The sequence below is a fragment of the Pseudoalteromonas sp. KJ63-1 genome, from assembly GCF_055808145.1.
This window is the reverse complement of the sequence record NZ_CM147855.1, coordinates 139,622-157,554: the sequence shown is the minus strand read 5'-3', so window position 1 is coordinate 157,554 and position 17,933 is coordinate 139,622. Positions and strand designations below refer to the sequence as shown.

Here is a 17,933-nt window from a genome sequence, read left to right as displayed (position 1 = left end):
CTTGACGCAAAATGTTAAAAGTGGAACTATAATGATTAATAACTATACAAAAAATTATAACTGGTTAAACATCATTGGAAGATAAACTTATTGTACCTAATAGCGTAGTGCGCCAAAATAAACGACTAAAAGCACTATTAAAAAAGTACAAACATGCCTACCACCTCCACAATGCCCTGATACAATTATCAGAGCAAGCAAGTACTGTTGCCGAGCTAACCTTACTTTACCCTGCTATTCATGACATTTTACAAAAGTATGTTCCGAGTAAAAGCTTTTATGTGGTGCTGGTTGATCCCCAATCACAACAGTTAGAATTATCTTATTTTTCTGATGAAAAAGATGGTATTGCAGTACCACTTAATCGAGATAATAATTTTGAAGAAGGCGCAACGGGTTATGTCTTCAAGCAAGGAAAAACCACTTACTTTACCAAACAGCAAATGCATGATGCTGCCCAGCAAGGCTTATTTAAAGCATTGGGTACACCTGCAGAACACTGGGTAGGCGTTCCCGTTTATCAAGAAAGAAACATTATTGGTGTGTTAGCCGCGCAAAGTTACGACACACAACAAGGTTATAGTTCGCAACAAATAAACCTGCTTGAGGCCATGTCACTCTATTTAGCCACCGCAATTGAACGGGTTAAAAAACGAGAGTTACTCGAATCAGAAGTAAAATTAAGAACCCGAGCATTAACGCAAAGTAATGACGCTTTAAATGTTGAAATACAACAGCGAAAAGGTGCCCTGCAACGCCAGCAAATATTATTCAAAATTTCAGAGCTGACAACCCAAGCCAAAAATTTAGATGATGCTTATTTTCAAATACACGAAATAATAAAAACCATTACTTACGCAAAAAACCTTTATATTGCCTTGTATGATAAAGAATCAGGTTGGATCAGTTTTCCCTACAGTGTTGATGAATTCCAAGGCAGCACTCAACCACGGCGCTTTGCAAAAGGCTACAGTGAACTGGTTATAAGCACCGAAGAAACACAAATAATTCATCCGAAAAGAGCACAAGAGTTATTAAATAGTGGCATTGTAGAGCGTGAAAAACCAATTGATGAATCCAAGAGAGCCACCAGCTGGCTAGGCGCTCCGCTAAAAACTTCGCAAGGCGTTATAGGGTTAATTGTTTGCCAAGCTTATAATAATGAACACCTTTTTACACATGATGATGCAGAGCTAATCACCTTTGTATCGCATCAAATTGCCACGGTATTACAAACAAAATTAGCTTCACAGGCACTAAAAAAGAGCCACCAAGAACTTGCCTCACGAGTTAATGAAAAAACCAAAGAATTGAGCCAAGCAAATTTACATTTGCAAATGCAAATTGATGAACGTAAAAAAATAGAACAACAGCTTTATCACGATGCTCACCATGACTCACTAACAGGCTTACCAAATCGGAATTTATTTTTAACTCAACTAGAAAAAACCCTACAGTATTATCAACGCCATAGCGATGAACACTTTGCAGTGCTGTTTATTGATCTTGATAAGTTTAAAGATATTAATGATCAACTCGGGCATCATGCCGGTGATGAGTTTTTAATTAGTGTTAGTAAATTATTCTCACAATGTATTCGTGAACATGACTTATTAGCGCGTTTAGGCGGAGATGAGTTTGTAGTATTACTGACCCACCTGACTGAGCCAAACCAGGCAGAAGATGTTGCCAATCGCATAATTAAAATTATGCAAAAGCCATTTTGTACTAAAGGTGTGTGTGTACAAAGTGGTGCCAGTATTGGGATTACCTATTCAAAGCAAAGCTATAAACATACCGATGAAATCATTCGCGACGCCGATGCAGCTATGTATTATGCTAAGAATTCAGGAAAAAACCGCTTCGAGTTATTTCACCCACTGCTCACTGAGCCTATGTTGCAACATGAGTCACAAACATTGCATCATCTTGATGTATTACCTATGACGTTTCGTAGTTCAGATATTATCACCTTAGATGAGCATTATCAGTGTGCATCGTTATTTGAGGCTTTTGGTGAACACCCAGTCCTTGGCTTTACCAGCTTTGATATTTTAAAGAAGTTTGCTAATGATAAAGAGCAACATGCCAAAGTTGAACTACAACTCATTCAACAAGCTTATCAACAAGCACAAAATGCAGAAATAGCCGTTGCGCTATTGCCTTGCTCAAGCTTACTGCTGGAAGAGCATGAGTTTTCTTTACTAAAAGCAACACTAAAACAACCAATAAAAAATGAACAGCTTTGCTTATTATTTGATGAGCAAGAATTGCGTTATGCCAGTGCGCAGCAATTAGAAAATTTAAAACAGCTTAAAAAGCTCGGTTACTCGATTGGCTTGAACAATTTCGCAAAAGATAAATGCGAGCTTAATTTGGTGACTGAAATAGAGTGTGATTATTTACTGCTTAGCTCCACCTTCAGTAAACGAGTATTACAACAAGAAAGCTACGATTTGCAGTTGCAGGGGGTGCTTGCTATTACTAAGCTTAAACGTATCAAAGTAATAGCTAAAGGCCCATCAATATTAAACTTTAGAGCCCTTTTAGATAAACACGGTTTAAACCTATTCGTTGCTAAACAGCACCCGCTAACCAGCACTGTGCCAGCCACACTTAAAACTCAGAATTAAAATAGCGCTAAACACCTTATTCTGGTTTTTTCAGCATTGCTCTTAAATTTGCAACCCGAGCTTGGCCTTTTTCCATCCGTTCAGCTTGGGTGTTAGGCGCTTTTTTGTTTTCAAAGGCTAAGTCATCTTGCGGTAACTCTTGCACAAATCGACTGAGCTCTGTTTGTGATGTTTCACCGAACTGGCGACGGATTTTAGCATAGGTTAAAGTGAGCTCTTGTTGCGCGCGGGTAATACCTACATAGGCAAGGCGGCGCTCTTCATCCACATTATCTTCGTCAATGCTTACTTGGTGTGGTAACAATCCTTCTTCCATACCCACCATAAATACATAGGGGTACTCGAGTCCTTTTGAGGCATGCAAAGTTAATAATTGCACGGCATCAGCTTCATCTTCTTCTTCGTTTCGCTCTAGCATGTCCCTAAGGGTCAATTTACTAACTACTTCAGCCAGTGTCATTGGCGGATTATCGGCATCGCCTGTTAACATGTCTGTTATCCAGCGATACAGCTCGGACACATTTTTCATCCGCATTTCAGCGGCTTTGGCACTAGGCGATGATTCATACAAGTAAGCTTCGTAATTAATATTACGCACTAAATCCTTCACCGCCTCCAGTGTATCACTGCGCACTGCGTTATCTGAAAGCTCAACCACCCACCGGGCAAACCCAGCTAGTGCATTTAAACCACGTCCTTTTAGTCTGTATCCTAAGTCGTTATCAAAGCAGGTCGCGAATAAGCTTTGGTGTTTTTCATTAGCTAAGGTGCCAAGCTTTTCAAGCGTGACTGTACCAATTTCACGACGTGGGGTATTCACAATTCTTAAAAAAGCATTGTCATCATCTTGATTCACTAAAAGACGTAAGTAAGCCATGATATCTTTAATTTCAGAACGTGAAAAAAACGACATTCCACCACTAATTTTATACGGGATTCGGTTACTCATTAACGACTTTTCAAAGCCCCGCGCTTGGTGGTTACCCCGGTACAAAATAGCGTAATCTTTATAGCTGGTGCGTTTCATAAATTTATGAGAAATAATCTCTGCGACCACACGTTCTGATTCATGTTCTTCATCACGACAGCCAATGACTTTAATTTGCTCACCATAGCCCAACTCACTAAAGAGCTTTTTTTCAAACTCATGGGGGTTATTTGCAATTAAGATATTGGCCGCTTTAAGAATGCGCCCAGCACTTCGATAGTTCTGTTCTAGTTTTATTAATCGAAGCCCAGGGTAATCTTTACTTAATAACACCAAGTTTTGTGGACGAGCACCACGCCAAGAGTAAATTGACTGATCGTCATCTCCCACCACAGTAAAGCGTGCTCGTTCGCCTACTAATAATTTCACTAATTGATATTGGCTGGTATTGGTATCTTGATATTCATCTACTAATAAATAGCGAAAACGCTGTTGCCAACGCTCACGTGATGTAGCATTACTGCTTAAAAGCAGTGTGGGGATCATAATTAAATCATCAAAATCCAGCGCGTTATACGCTCTTAATTGATTTTGATAGCGCGCATAAAGCTGCGCAAATAAGGATTTTTGTGCATCGCGTGCTTCACCAATAGCTTGCTCTGGTAAAATAAGCTCATTCTTCCAGCTACCAATTTGCATTTTTAGCAGGTTCAGTAAATCTTTGTCTTTTTTAAGCTCGTCTTCGGTTAAATCAGCAAGTAATTGATTCGTATCTTGGTCGTCAAACAGCGAAAAACCAGGCTTAAAACCCAGTGTTTTTAACTCTTTTTTGATGATTTCAAGCCCAAGCGTATGAAAGGTAGACACCCATAAGCCTTTAGACTCTTGTTTGCCTAAGGTTTGCAAAACCCGCTCGCGCATTTCTTTAGCCGCTTTATTGGTAAAGGTAACCGCCGCAATATTACGCGCTTGATACTCACATTTCTGTACTAAGTAAGCAATTTTGTTGGTGATAACTCGTGTTTTACCCGAGCCTGCGCCGGCTAATACTAAGCAAGGACCACTAATGTACTTTACCGCTTCATCTTGTTTAGGATTGAGTTTCATAACGACCAGCTGATTGCAAAAAGACGGGCAATTTTAACGTAATCACTACAATACGCCTAGCCAATAAGGTAATATTAGTTATTATCATTTTAGGCAACAGGCAAGGGACGACTATGATTAACCCAGCAAAACTTGAAGAAATTGCGAAACAGATCACTAATAACATGCCACAAGGTGTAAAAAATCTGGCTGACACACTTGAAGGTAAAACTAAGCAAGTGTTACAAAATAAGCTTGCCGAAATGGACTTTGTAAGCCGTGAAGAGTTTGATATTCAAAGCCAAGTGCTGATCCGCACCCGTGAAAAGCTAACTGAATTAGAAGCAAAAGTAGCGATACTTGAACAGCAATTATCGGCAAAAACAGACGCTGAATAATAAATATAACGCCATAGACGAACCTGCTTTATGGCGCTAATCACTCAGTCATTCAAATAGCTCGTCCAGTACATAATAACCCGTTGCTTGTTGCTGCTCTAAGCTTACCCTCAGCAATTTATTAGCTACTTGCTCACCGGTAATGGGTCTATACCGTTTAAAGATACCAAAACGCGTTAGCAGCGGAAGTAGCACCTCACCGAGCTTTTCTGCAATTCTAAGCTCTGAACGCTCGCCGACTAATAAGGACGGTTGCAATATACTCAAGCGTGCAAAGCTAAGCTGCCTCACCTGCTGCTCAAGCTCTCCTTTTATTTTTAAATAACGGCTCATACTATGTGCATTTGCGCCACTTGACGATACCAAACAATAATGAGGAACAGCGTTATTGGCCGCCATTTGCGCACAAATAAATTGGTATTCAAAATCAACTTTACGTTGTGCAGCCACACTACCTGCTTGCTTTAATGTGGTCCCTAAGCAAGAAAAGAACACGTCACCTTTGAACAATTCAACATAATGCGTCAAATTTTCAAAATCAATAACATGGCTAATTAATTTAGGGTGGGAAAAGTCTAATTGGCGGCGCGATAAACTCACTACCTTTGAATAGCAAGGAGATGCTAACAGCTGTTGTAATAACTGACTGCCAACTAAGCCGGTACTGCCGATTATTAGCGCCGTTTTAGCCATATTAAAGGTGACTGTCTGCAGATTTATTTAGTACATGGTGTACTGCTTTTTTATAGCTTTCACACTCTTCCTCGGCACAACTAACTACCGATTCTAAGTCATGCAAATGACCATTTTCTAAGCCATATACCCAGCCATGCACCGTGAGTTCTTGACCTCTTAACCATGCATCTTGAACAATGCTGGTTCGTGATACGTTACGCACTTGCTCAATCACATTGAGTTCTATTAAACGATCCAGCCGTTGTTTTTCTGGCAGAGCATTAAGTTGCTCTAGGTGTTTTTCTTTTACATCACCAACGTGACGAAGCCAGTTATCAATAAAGCCAAAACGGTCCTCGTTCAGTACCGCTTGCACGCCACCACAACCGTAGTGGCCAACAACCATAATATGTTTTACTTTTAATACTTCGACCGCATACTGCATAACCGATAAACAATTATGATCGGTATGTACAACCACGTTGGCAACATTACGGTGCACAAATAACTCACCCGGTAATAAATCAACAATTTGATTAGCTGGCACCCGTGAATCAGAGCAACCTATCCATAAGTATTCTGGGTTTTGTTGCATCGATAAAATTTTAAAAAATTCAGGGTTCGCTTCGCTCGTTCTTGATGCCCAGCGTTTATTATTTTCTAGTAAGTTATTTAAATTTCTCATTACATCTCTTTTAGGTCGAGGGCGTTTTTAAACTGGCTAAAATTAAAATATTACGGGGTGTTAATTGCTTCTCACAAAATGTATTAACACTGACATCATAGCCTTGCTGCTGCAAATATAAAGCACGATCGAGCACAAGCCAAACTTCTATTGCTCTTCTAAACACATGTCGAACCAGTTCAACTCGCTCGGTTATCTTTTTTCGCGCCTGCCCAATCAATAAAAACTTATTATAATCAATATCTTTTTGCAGTTTTAAGGCTTTTTTGTCTGCCGCCCAGTTACAAAACGCTGCAAACGAATCTGAAAATATCGCTTTATTCACTGAAGGGACGCTGACATAGCCTAACTCACCAGTAAGTGACTTTCTTAAAGCATCAAATCCAAGTCGCCACTCCACTTCTGTTTTTCGCACTTTGCCTACTCGCGAAGGGGCTGTAACTGTTTCTTGCAGGGCGAGCTTTAAATCTCTGTGAGTTAAATTAAGTCTGCTTTGCTGAGCATGCTCGCTCATCACTTGGTAATCATTATCAGTAAATAAATGATAGCAACAAGGTGAAAAGCTAATTTGTGGTACTTTTGCTGCACTGGCTTGATGCATAAAAGTTTGGTGTAACGCGCCGCAGGCATGTAAAGCGACGGCATGAGTGTATGGGTTGAAAAAACCCTGAGTGTTATCTTTAAGTACATCGGCTTGGCTAAATTGCATTGCAAGTCCCTGCTGCTGTGCACTTTTTTGACCTTGTTCACACAAATGAGATTGTAGTTCAACGCTGTGGACACTCTGTGCACCATTAAAAGCTAACATTCGTCCTAAATGACCTTTACCTGCACACCACTCTAAAACAGGCTGGCTACTAGCGGGTAATGCGCCAACAAAGTCTTGTAACTGAGTAAACTTTCGACCTTTAATACCATTACTGATCCAAAACGGGTATTCCTTCCGAGCGTTTGTAATGGCAGGCAATGACACTAATCGGCTTAGTTGCTCAACAGCGGGAATATAAGATGAAAAAAACTGATAGAGCTGTTCTTGATCAGAGTCTAATTCAGCAACCGCCTGATCGGATAAAGCGCTCAAAGGAGCATGTAATTCAGGCCAAGGTAAGGCATCAAAATCAAACGCAGTGCATTGCCAATACGAGCGAGTATTCATTAGCAAAGAGTCGAGGGCAGAAAATTGCTCAGTTAAGGTCATAACAGCTTAGGATATAAAAAAGACGCTTAATTATACCAGCACAATAGCACCTAATTAAGTGGTTATTTTTTTAACCTCACAGAGCAAGGGAACGGAGTAAGTAATCCACTAGCGCGATTTAAGTATTAAACGTAAATACAGAGGGATAGAAATAATGCTTATTATAATAGCCGCAATCAGCATCCAAGAAAGCTGCAGCGTTTCTTGCTTTATATATTTATAAATAAAATCAGCTTTTACTTCATCAAACTTTGTTTGATCAATCTCATATAGGTCAGCAATTAAACGCCATTTAGCCATCGACATATTACCCACAGTAGTACTCGGTGGAGCAATATAGTCTTTAAGTACCTCAGCCTCATATGCCAGTTGATGAAAACTGCGATCAGGCGCATAAAACTGTTGGGTTATGGCAATGGCTTCATCCATATTCATCACCGCGTAGCGCCACCCTTTTAAACTCGCTTGGTAAAACTTTTCTACCGTATCGGGGTGATACTTAACCATACTATCGCTGGTAAATAAAATATCCGCGTATACGTCCATGCCATAACGTTGTGGACATATAAGTCGGTGAGCAACCCCTTGCTGGTCCATATGATAAGGTAGGTCGGTAACATACACTTCTATGGCATCTAGTTTATTTTCCATCCATGCTTGTTGTAATCCATCGCCTTTGTAAACAGCCAGTTTTTCAGTATCAATACCACTGCGCTTAAGCATAGTTAGTAACTCAGAATTACTTTCTTTGCTGACTTCACTTACACGCTTGTTAATAAAATCACGGGCATGAAAAATATCTGAAGTTTCTTTTACCATCCAGCAGTAAGGAGAAAACTGTAATATGGCAGCCATGGCTACAAACGGTTCACCGGCAATACGGCGTTCTAGTATACCTGAATGCGCTACACCAAATTGCGCCTCTCCTCGCTCTACCGCACCAAAACTATTTGGCCGTTTTGGATCGGCTGGAACTATATTAACGTCTAAACCAGCCTCATTATAAAAGCCTTTTTGCTCAGCCAAATAATAGCCAGCGAATTGAAATTGGTGTGTCCACTTTAATTGTAACGTGACTGATTCCTGCGCCATTAACTGGCTACAAAAAAAGCAGGTGCTAATTATTATTCCTTTAAGTAGCAAAGAAGACTTCCATAAATATATAATTAATTATAACTATATGTAATACAGCTAATAACGCAAGCATCGGGATAGATGCTTGCTTAAAATAAAATTATGCTAGAGCGAGTTTTTCAAGCTTTTCTGCTTTAGGTTGGGTAGTTAAAAACTGAGTAAAACAGGGGTTATCGGTTTCGTCTTGAACACTGTAGCCTAGGCGATTTAAGTGCTCATTAAACATCTCATATTGGCTTGGTTCAATAGCAAAGCCTGCTAATACATTGCCCATTGACCCGCCATGATTACGATAGTGAAATAAAGTGATATTCCAGTTACTACCCAGCGTATCTAAAAAGCGCGCCAATGCGCCTTGGTACTCAGGAAACTCAAACCTTAGTAAGCGTTCATGTAACTGCTCTGGCGCTTTACCGCCAACCATATAGCGTACATGCAGCTTTGCTAATTCGTTATCTGATAAATCGCAAAAGGTATATTTGTTATCTGTTAGACTTTGTTTAAGCTCTTCAAGCTCTGCTAACCCTTGACGTAGCGCAATACCAACAAAAATTTGCGCCTCGCCAGGCCCCGCATAACGATAGTTAAACTCAGTAATGGCACGCCCACCTAAAGATGCACAAAACTGCTTAAAACTACCGCGCTTTTCATCAATGGTCACGGCTAATAAAGCTTCGTTTTTCTCACCCAGCGCAGTGCGCTCAGCCACATAACGTAAGCGATCAAAGTTTAAATTAGCACCAGACAAAATAGCGGCTAAATTTAACCCCTTTAAACCCGACTGCTGAGACCATTTTTTAAGCCCTGCAGTTGCAAGTGCCCCTGAAGGCTCTGCAATAGCTCGGGTTGATACAAAAATATCTTGCATGGCTGCACATATTTCATCGTCTGATACGGTAACTACTTCGTCACAAAACTTTTGTGCCAGTCTGAATGTTTCGCTACCAATTATTTTTACGGCAACACCATCGGCAAAACTGCCAACCCGATCAAGCTCTACCGGCTCGCCTGCTGCTAAAGCAGCTTTTAAGCAGGCGCTTTCATTCGCCTCGACCCCTATTACTTTGATATCGGGGCGCAGCGATTTAATGTATACCGCCATACCTGCCAGCAAGCCGCCGCCACCAACAGGAATAAACACCACATCTAAATCGTTAAGTTGTTGCATTAATTCTCGGGCAACCGTACCTTGACCAACAATCACATCAGGGTCATCAAATGGTGGTACAAATACGCCGTTTCGCTGCTCAGTTAATTCCAGCGCATACGCTTTTGCGGCATCAAATTGATGGCCATGCAATACGACTTCCCCACCCAATGTTCTTACCGCATTAACCTTTATTTCAGGTGTGGTCACGGGCATAACAATGGTGGCTTTATGCCCTAAGTATGAGGCACTTAGCGCCACACCCTGAGCATGGTTACCTGCGGATGCGGTAATCACAACCGAGCCTTTGGGCAGCTTATTTAATTTATTAAAAGCGCCGCGTAATTTAAACGAGTACACGGGTTGCTGATCTTCACGTTTTAACCAAACATGATTACCTAACCGTGCACTCAATTCGGCCATTTCACTTACCTCAGTCACCTTGGCTAAAGGCTCCATATTGGCTTGGATAATCGCGCGAAAATAATCGAGTTCTTGAGAAACCATACCTAGCTAAGCTCCTCCAGTTTGGCTAAATCGCGAACCGCACCTTTATCGGCACTGGTTGCAAGTAGCGCATACGCTTTAAGCGCAGATGATACATAACGATCGCGATCAAGCGGTTTATACGCTTGTTTACCACGAGCCAGTTGTTTTTGCTTGCGAGCTTCAAGCTCTTCATCGCTTAACGCCAGCGTAATTTCTCGGGTGGCAATATCGATGATAATTTTATCGCCGTTTTCAACATAAGCAATTGCACCACCGCTGGCAGCTTCTGGCGATACATGACCAATCGATAAACCCGACGTGCCCCCTGAAAAGCGCCCATCAGTAATTAATGCACACTGCTCTGCCAAACCTTTTGATTTTAAATAGCTAGTCGGGTATAGCATTTCTTGCATACCAGGGCCGCCTTTAGGCCCTTCGTAGCGAATAACCACCACATCGCCAGCTTTTACTTCGCCATTTAAAATCCCTTCTACAGAGTCATCTTGTGATTCATACACAACCGCAGTGCCTTCAAAATGCAGCATTTCATCAACAACACCCGCACTTTTAACGATACAGCCATCTACCGCTAAGTTACCTGAAAGTACAGCTAAGCCGCCATCTTGACGAAATGCATGTTCTACACTGCGAATACAACCGTTTTCACGGTCGTTATCACCCTCATCCCAACGACAATCTTGGCTCATTGCTTTGGTGGTACGAATACCAGCGGGGCCTGCACGGTAAAACTTTTGTGCGGCTTCGTTATTCGGATCGGTTGCATCCCACTTTTTAACCAGCTCACCCATTGTCATACCCGCTACGTGATTTACCGATAAATCAACTAAGCCGGCTTTGCCTAGCTCACGTACAATTGCCATCATGCCACCAGCACGGTGTACGTCTTCAATGTGGTATTGCGCTGTAGCAGGAGCAACTTTACATAAAAACGGGGTTTTACGTGAAAGTTCATCAATGTGTGACATATCAAAATCAACGCCGGCTTCTTGTGCCGCTGCGAGTAAATGCAATACCGTATTTGATGAACCGCCCATAGCAATATCAACCACCATAGAGTTCATAAATGCGGTTTTATTAGCGATGGCACGAGGCAGTACGTCTTGGTTATCTTTTTGATAGTACTCACGGCATAAATCAACAATGCGAGCTCCCGCTTCAACATACAGTTGTTTACGGTCTTTATGGGTCGCAAGCGTGGTCCCGTTACCAGGCAGCGCAAGGCCAATTGCTTCTAATAAACAGTTCATAGAATTGGCGGTAAACATCCCTGAACACGACCCACAAGTAGGACATGCAGAACGCTCAACTTGCTCAGAGTCGGCATCACTTACCGATTCATCAGCACCTTTAACCATAGCATCAACCAAATCGAGCTTAATATCGATATTCGCTAATTTAGTTTTACCCGCTTCCATTGGGCCGCCCGATACAAAAATAACCGGAATATTTAAACGCAGTGCGGCTAACATCATCCCAGGGGTGATTTTGTCGCAGTTTGAGATGCAAATCATCGCATCAGCACAATGGCCGTTCACCATATACTCTACCGAGTCGGCAATTAAATCACGTGATGGCAGTGAATAAAGCATACCGCCGTGCCCCATGGCGATGCCATCATCGATAGCAATGGTATTAAATTCTTTTGGTACACCACCGGCTTGAGTAATGGTTTCAGCCATCAGTTCACTAAGCTGATTAAGATGCACATGCCCCGGTACAAATTGCGTAAATGAGTTTACAACTGCAATAATTGGCTTACCAAAGTCGGTATCTGTCATGCCGGTTGCACGCCATAATGCTCTTGCGCCTGCGCGTTTACGCCCTTCAGTGGTAGTTGCACTTCTTAATTTAGCCATAGTTACCTCAGTGTTTGCCGCAATTAATGCGGGCATTCCTCATTCTAAAAATTGATGAATAACCAAATAGTCAGTTACTCGTAAAATTCGTTAAATTTATTTTATACAGCCTGTTGCTGTAAGCTTTGTAGCGTCACATGTTTCACATCAACCAATTTATTTAACTGGCTGGTAAGCAAGTAAATTGGTTTATCACTATCAACCGTCATTGCCATATTATATTGACCATCGTCCATATTGAGCTGTAAGTGAGTTAAATCAAAACCACGATGACGTACGACACGTAAAAAGCGCTCGATTGCGACACTTTGACTTTTTAAGGCAATAGTTAAGTTGTGTTTCATTGTGCTTTCTCCGTCATCATTTCATCGTTGGCAGCCCCTGGTGGAACAAGTGGCCATACGTTTTCTTTATCATCGATACAAGCATGAACAATATAAGGTCCATCACTCTTTAATAAGGCCGTAATTGCATCATCTACTTGGTTAGCGTGGGTAATGGTTTGTCCAGGAATGCCAAACACAGCAGCTAGCTGTACAAAGTCAGGGTTGTCTGACAGGTTAGTTTCGCTGTAACGCCCTTCAAAAAATAGCTCCTGCCATTGACGCACCATGCCCAAGCGTTGGTTATCAAGTATCAGTATTTTTACTGGTAAATTATTACGACGAATAGTGGCAAGCTCTTGAATATTCATCATGATTGAACCATCACCGGAAACGGTGATCACAAAGTCATCTTTACGCGCGATTTGTGCACCTATGGCGGCAGGTAAACCAAATCCCATAGTGCCTGCACCACCACTGCTTAAGTGGTTACAAGGGTGGCTAAACTTCATGTGCTGGGCAACCCACATTTGGTGCTGGCCTACATCACAACACACCACACTAGTGCTTGGCATACGCAGGCTAAGTTGATTAAGTAAGTAAGGGGCAAATACTTTTTCACCAGGGTAGTCGTAGCGCCACGCGTGTTTAACCTTCATTTGTTTACTATGATCGCACCACGCTTTTGGTGTAACCACGCACTCAAGTGCAGGAAGTGACGTTTTTAAATCAGCAATTAATGACGCTTTTGCGGGTTTACGTTTTCCGACCTCGGCTGCATCTATGTCTAAATGAATCACTTTTGCTTTTGCAGCAAACTTAGCTAAATTGCCGGTTACACGGTCATCAAAGCGTGCGCCAATACACACTAATACATCACATTCTTGCACCGCTAAATTAGCTGCTTGACCGCCATGCATACCTAGCATACCTAAATCATATTCGTAATCAGGTAATACACTACCCAGTGCTTTAAGGGTTGAAACCGCTGGCATTTGCGTTTTATTTAAAAATTGCATTAACTGCGCTTGCGCATCTGCGGCATGAACTCCGCCACCAACATAGGCAACAGGCTGTTTGGCTTCACTGAGTAATTGGTTAGCAATAGCGACTTGATTTAGATCTAGTTGAGGCAAGTATTCATCTACCGCTAACCAAGGTTTAAAAGGTACTTGCGCCATTTGGATGTCTTTGGGGATATCAACCAAAACAGGGCCAGGTCGACCGCTTTGTGCTAAATGCATCGCCTCTTGTAATATTTCGGCTAAATCTTCTGCTCGCTCAACCATATAACTGTGTTTTGTGCATGAAAGCGACATACCCAGCACGTCTATTTCTTGAAAGGCGTCAGAACCAATAGCTGCGGTTGGTACTTGCCCGGTGATGGCAAGTAAAGGCACTGAGTCCATCATGGCATCAGCCAATGCGGTAATTAAGTTAGTAGCACCCGGGCCTGATGTTGCTAAACATACACCTAATCGGCCAGTACTGCGTGCATAGCCTACGGCTGCAAACCCTGCGCCTTGTTCATGGCGAGTGAGGTAATGTTTTACAGGCGCACCATACAAGGCATCGTAAATGGGCATAATAGCACCACCTGGGTAGCCAAATACTTCATCTACGCCGTGCTTGGCGAGTAAATCAATTGTTAGTTCTGCGCCTGTCATTAGTAAATCCTCATTCCTGTGTGACAACCCGTTAAAATTTAATCTTAAAACTAAAAAGCCCCCGGACGGTTAAGTGCGGAGGGCTTTTCAATGCTTAGTTTTTTAAAGCACTACGAAGCCCTCGCGGGAATAATCACCACGATAATAATCAGGACTAGGTTAAGTGCATTGTTAAGCATAAAATTTAATACCATTTAATTTCTGTAATTACGAAACTCTTGTTTCGCTGTCTTTTTATATTAGTACCGCGCTCAGGGCGCTAAGTCAACATCAAATTCAATCCAAAATAATTATAAAAACACGCCGGCCTAGGTTTTAAAATTCAAACAACCTAAACAAAGTGAATTTTTTATCCCTTCATTTCAACTCAGGAAATTCACTATTCTTATAACGGTGAATTATGGTTTGATTAATTTTTAGCAAACCGTTGTATTTTATAGCTCACAAAATAAAATAAATTGATTTCTTAAGCGTTTCTTAAGTGTGACGACCTAGCATAACAACGTTCACTAAAAAGAGATGTGTTATGAATTCAATTTTCAAACTCAGTAAGCAATCGCAAGCAAACACCAAAAAGCGCTTTTACTTTAACTGCAGCGCTAATGCATTTGTTATTTTAATGGCATGCTATTATGGCTTAATCATTAATATTCCATTTATGCATGGTGCGTTTAGCGCTATTACTTCGCTGCACACATTTTCGTGGTTATTTCTATTCTCTGTACCGCTACTACTTGTGTGTTTATTAGTTATATTTTTTCTTTGGTGTCTGTTCGAGGGCTATTAAAACCCATCAACTACTTACTACTCGTGCTCTCAAGTGCCGCACTTTACGGCTCATTAAACTATGGAGTGGTATTTGATTACTCAATGATACAAAACGCAGCAGAGACGGACTCTAGTGAAGCGTTAAGCTATTTAAACTTGCAACTTGTTGGCTTTTTACTGCTTTTTGGCGCATTACCTGCCTTTGTTTTGAGTCGTATAAACGTAAACTGTGCCCGCCCACACAAAGAAATACTCAGTCGTATTAAACTGTTACTAGCATGCGGTGCTTTGATTGCTTTAGTGGTAGTAAACTTTTACGCCGATTACGCGGCAACAGGTCGAAATAACCGTATATTGAAAAAAGAAATCATTCCATTTCAATACCTTTCTAGTGGCTATAAGTATGCACGTGATCAGTTGCTTTACAGCGATATTAAATTTAAAAATATTGATACCAAACCAACTTTAGCATCGCTAAGTACAACACGAGTTACTGTCATAGTAGTAGGTGAAACCGCACGAGCTGAAAATTTTTCCTACCAAGGCTATGAGCGTAATACCAACCAATACACACAAAAACATAATGTCACTTATTTCGATAATGTATCGTCATGTGGCACGGCCACAGCAGTGTCAGTACCCTGTATGTTCTCACTGCAAACTCATGCCAATTTTTCTCGTTTAGACAGTGATAATCAGCAAAACGTGATTGATTTGATACAACAAGCAGGCGCAGATGTCTTATGGGTTGATAATAACAGCGGCTGTAAAAACGTCTGCTCGCGCGTACCTACCAGTAATATTGATACCAAAGCATCCGAACTATGTGATGGTAAATACTGTTTTGATGAAGCGTTGCTAGCCCCACTAAAGCACAAGCTTGCTAACTTGAGTCAGGCTAATACGCTTATAGTGCTGCATATGATGGGTTCACATGGCCCCACTTACTTTAAGCGCTACCCTGAAAAATTTAAACAGTTTAGCCCAACCTGCGACCGCAGCGATATTCAAAACTGTAGCGCTGAAGAACTGGTTAACACCTACGACAATACAATTGCTTATAGTGATTTTATCAACGCTCAAGTTATTGAACAGTTAAAGGCACTACCAGCCAATATTGATAAGCAATTACTGTATGTGTCGGACCATGGCGAGTCGCTCGGTGAAAATGGTGCGTACTTACATGGCTTCCCCTATGCATTTGCACCGACAGCTCAAACCCATGTGCCTCTTTACATCTGGGCTGATGAGCATAATCAGCGCATTACAGCCAAGTGTCTCAACAATTTAAATAGCACTTTAGCGCAATCACACGATGCTATTTTTCATACACTTTTAAACTTAACCGGTGTTGCGAGTAAAACCTACCAAACCTCTGAAGATTTACTCGCGTCATGTCAAACGATTAACCATAGCGAAACTAAAATATGAATAATAAAACCGTTATAAAACGCCAAGGCCTAATGCGCCTAATTTTTACCTTAAGCCATACATTTAATGGCCTAAAATGGATGAGTCGATTTGAGGCTGCTTTTCAGCAAGAGTTGGTTTTATTTAGTTTGCTAGGCGTATTTGCCTGCTTGCAAGAAATTACTTTAAGTAGCAAATTAATATTGATTGCCAGCTTATTGTTTGTGTTATTTGCTGAGTTGGTCAATACCGCAGTCGAAGTGGTGGTTGATCGCATCGGTAGCGAATATCATGAACTATCAGGCCTAGCTAAAGACATCGCTTCTGCCAGTGTATTTATCGCCATGCTCATCACCGTTTTGCTTTGGTGCTCTGTTTTATGGGCTTAATTAGCCAAGGTAAAAAAAGCATTAGTGCTGCTGTAGGTCATGGTGGTGTTTTTTCTCACTCTATGAAGCTTTTCACGAATCGCCTTGAGTTCATAACAAAGTGAACGCGTTTTGACTAATTATGGCAACATGGCCTACAGCAATAATTAATATCAATAGCGCTTTTAATCAGGCATTTTTACGTTACCTATATAGTAAACTAAGTTAGTATTTATAAAACAACTTAAACATGGCTAGGATTTTTTATGAAAGTGTCATTGCGTATCAGTCATTTATTGATAGCGTTCGTTTTTTTAGCATTTAGTGTCAATGGCTATGCAGCTCCTGCTCTATTCAAAATAGAAAAACAAGGCGCTAGTTCGTATTTATTTGGCACCGTGCATGTAGGTGATGCCAGCATGAAAGGGCTACCAAAAAAAGTGACTCAAGCACTAGATAACAGCAAGCAAGTGGTTGTTGAAGTGGATATTAGTAAGCTATCGCCTTTACAAATGCAGCAACGCTCTATGCCGTTTATGCTGCTAGCAAATGGCCGTACTTTACAGAGCGAGCTGTCGGCAAAAAATTATCAACAACTCAAAGACTACTTTGCTAAAAAGTCGATTGATATTGCCATGTTTAATAGCTTTAAACCTTGGGCTGTGATGTTAACCATGATGCAAATTGAGTTTCAAAACGCAGGTTATTCAGATAAAAATGGCATTGATAAGCAGGTATTAGATTATGCCCAACAGCATAATATTAAAATTGCAGAGCTTGAAACCATAGAGCAGCAACTACAAATGTTTAATGGGTTAGAGTCATTAAGCAACGCTATGATGGCAGAAACCTTTGAACAACTCAGTGATATTAATACCTACTTTATTTCTCTAGTAAATGCATGGAAACAGGGCGATATGAAAACCCTAACCAGCTACTACCACACCAGTTTTGATAACAGTCACTACGGCCAACAGAGCGAACAAGTGATGCTGATTGAGCGTAATAATAATTGGGTCACTCAGCTCACCCCAAAACTTGAACAAGGCAATATTTTTATAGCTGTAGGTGCTCTGCATTTAGTTGAGCAACATGGCTTAATTAAACAACTGCGTGACCAAGAATTCACGGTGACTCAGTTATAAAC

At 41.2% G+C, this 17,933-nt stretch carries 13 protein-coding genes and 1 pseudogene; 5 read left to right on the top strand and 9 right to left on the bottom strand.

The features are described from left to right. Nucleotides 1-74 precede the first annotated feature (74 nt). A complete protein-coding gene (locus AC0L7Q_RS00695) occupies nucleotides 75-2,633 on the top strand; it encodes a bifunctional diguanylate cyclase/phosphodiesterase (RefSeq protein WP_413401130.1) in 2,559 nt (852 codons plus the stop codon). A gap of 16 nt (nucleotides 2,634-2,649) precedes the next feature. On the opposite strand, the gene rep is transcribed toward AC0L7Q_RS00695, so the two are convergent. Then, nucleotides 2,650-4,668: a DNA helicase Rep gene (gene rep, locus AC0L7Q_RS00690; RefSeq protein ID WP_413401129.1), complete on the bottom strand. Its 2,019-nt coding sequence runs from the start codon at nucleotides 4,666-4,668 to the stop codon at nucleotides 2,650-2,652. A 113-nt stretch (nucleotides 4,669-4,781) separates the two neighbouring features. Between rep and ubiK the strand changes: the two genes are divergently transcribed. Beyond that, nucleotides 4,782-5,045: a ubiquinone biosynthesis accessory factor UbiK gene (gene ubiK, locus AC0L7Q_RS00685; protein ID WP_008112735.1), complete on the top strand. Its 264-nt coding sequence runs from the start codon at nucleotides 4,782-4,784 to the stop codon at nucleotides 5,043-5,045. 48 nt (nucleotides 5,046-5,093) lie between these two features. Here ubiK and AC0L7Q_RS00680 read toward each other — a convergent pair whose 3' ends face one another. The 8 genes from AC0L7Q_RS00680 to ilvG form a co-directional block, all read right to left on the bottom strand. Beyond that, nucleotides 5,094-5,738 (bottom strand): Rossmann-fold NAD(P)-binding domain-containing protein, encoded by a 645-nt coding sequence (locus AC0L7Q_RS00680; RefSeq protein WP_409424441.1) that lies wholly within the window; start codon nucleotides 5,736-5,738, stop codon nucleotides 5,094-5,096. A 1-nt stretch (nucleotide 5,739) separates the two neighbouring features. After that, on the bottom strand, nucleotides 5,740-6,405 hold the full coding sequence (gene can, locus AC0L7Q_RS00675; RefSeq protein WP_008112739.1) for a carbonate dehydratase: 666 nt from the start codon (nucleotides 6,403-6,405) through the stop codon (nucleotides 5,740-5,742). Between the two features lie 10 nt (nucleotides 6,406-6,415). Then, a complete protein-coding gene (locus AC0L7Q_RS00670) occupies nucleotides 6,416-7,603 on the bottom strand; it encodes a methyltransferase (protein ID WP_413401128.1) in 1,188 nt (395 codons plus the stop codon). Between the two features lie 108 nt (nucleotides 7,604-7,711). After that, nucleotides 7,712-8,695: an ABC transporter substrate-binding protein gene (locus AC0L7Q_RS00665; RefSeq protein WP_413401127.1), complete on the bottom strand. Its 984-nt coding sequence runs from the start codon at nucleotides 8,693-8,695 to the stop codon at nucleotides 7,712-7,714. A 142-nt stretch (nucleotides 8,696-8,837) separates the two neighbouring features. Continuing rightward, nucleotides 8,838-10,391: a threonine ammonia-lyase, biosynthetic gene (ilvA, locus tag AC0L7Q_RS00660; protein ID WP_413401126.1), complete on the bottom strand. Its 1,554-nt coding sequence runs from the start codon at nucleotides 10,389-10,391 to the stop codon at nucleotides 8,838-8,840. Nucleotides 10,392-10,393: 2 nt separating this feature from the next. After that, nucleotides 10,394-12,250: a dihydroxy-acid dehydratase gene (ilvD, locus tag AC0L7Q_RS00655; RefSeq protein WP_413402905.1), complete on the bottom strand. Its 1,857-nt coding sequence runs from the start codon at nucleotides 12,248-12,250 to the stop codon at nucleotides 10,394-10,396. A 101-nt stretch (nucleotides 12,251-12,351) separates the two neighbouring features. Beyond that, nucleotides 12,352-12,594 carry an acetolactate synthase 2 small subunit gene (gene ilvM, locus AC0L7Q_RS00650; RefSeq protein ID WP_008112745.1) on the bottom strand — a complete coding sequence of 81 codons (243 nt, stop codon included), beginning with the start codon at nucleotides 12,592-12,594 and terminating at the stop codon, nucleotides 12,352-12,354. Then, nucleotides 12,591-14,240 (bottom strand): acetolactate synthase 2 catalytic subunit, encoded by a 1,650-nt coding sequence (gene ilvG / locus AC0L7Q_RS00645; RefSeq protein WP_413401125.1) that lies wholly within the window; start codon nucleotides 14,238-14,240, stop codon nucleotides 12,591-12,593. Before ilvG ends, ilvM begins: the two co-directional genes overlap by 4 nt. A gap of 526 nt (nucleotides 14,241-14,766) precedes the next feature. Between ilvG and AC0L7Q_RS00640 the strand changes: the two are divergent. The 3 genes and pseudogenes from AC0L7Q_RS00640 to AC0L7Q_RS00630 all read left to right on the top strand — a co-directional run bounded on the left by AC0L7Q_RS00640 (nucleotide 14,767) and on the right by AC0L7Q_RS00630 (nucleotide 17,931). Further along, nucleotides 14,767-16,439: pseudogene (locus AC0L7Q_RS00640) on the top strand (phosphoethanolamine transferase). Beyond that, nucleotides 16,436-16,807: a diacylglycerol kinase gene (locus AC0L7Q_RS00635; protein ID WP_413401123.1), complete on the top strand. Its 372-nt coding sequence runs from the start codon at nucleotides 16,436-16,438 to the stop codon at nucleotides 16,805-16,807. Before AC0L7Q_RS00640 ends, AC0L7Q_RS00635 begins: the two are co-directional and overlap by 4 nt. Before the next feature lie 245 nt (nucleotides 16,808-17,052). After that, nucleotides 17,053-17,931 carry a TraB/GumN family protein gene (locus AC0L7Q_RS00630; RefSeq protein WP_413401122.1) on the top strand — a complete coding sequence of 293 codons (879 nt, stop codon included), beginning with the start codon at nucleotides 17,053-17,055 and terminating at the stop codon, nucleotides 17,929-17,931. The last annotated feature ends 2 nt before the right edge of the window (nucleotides 17,932-17,933 follow it).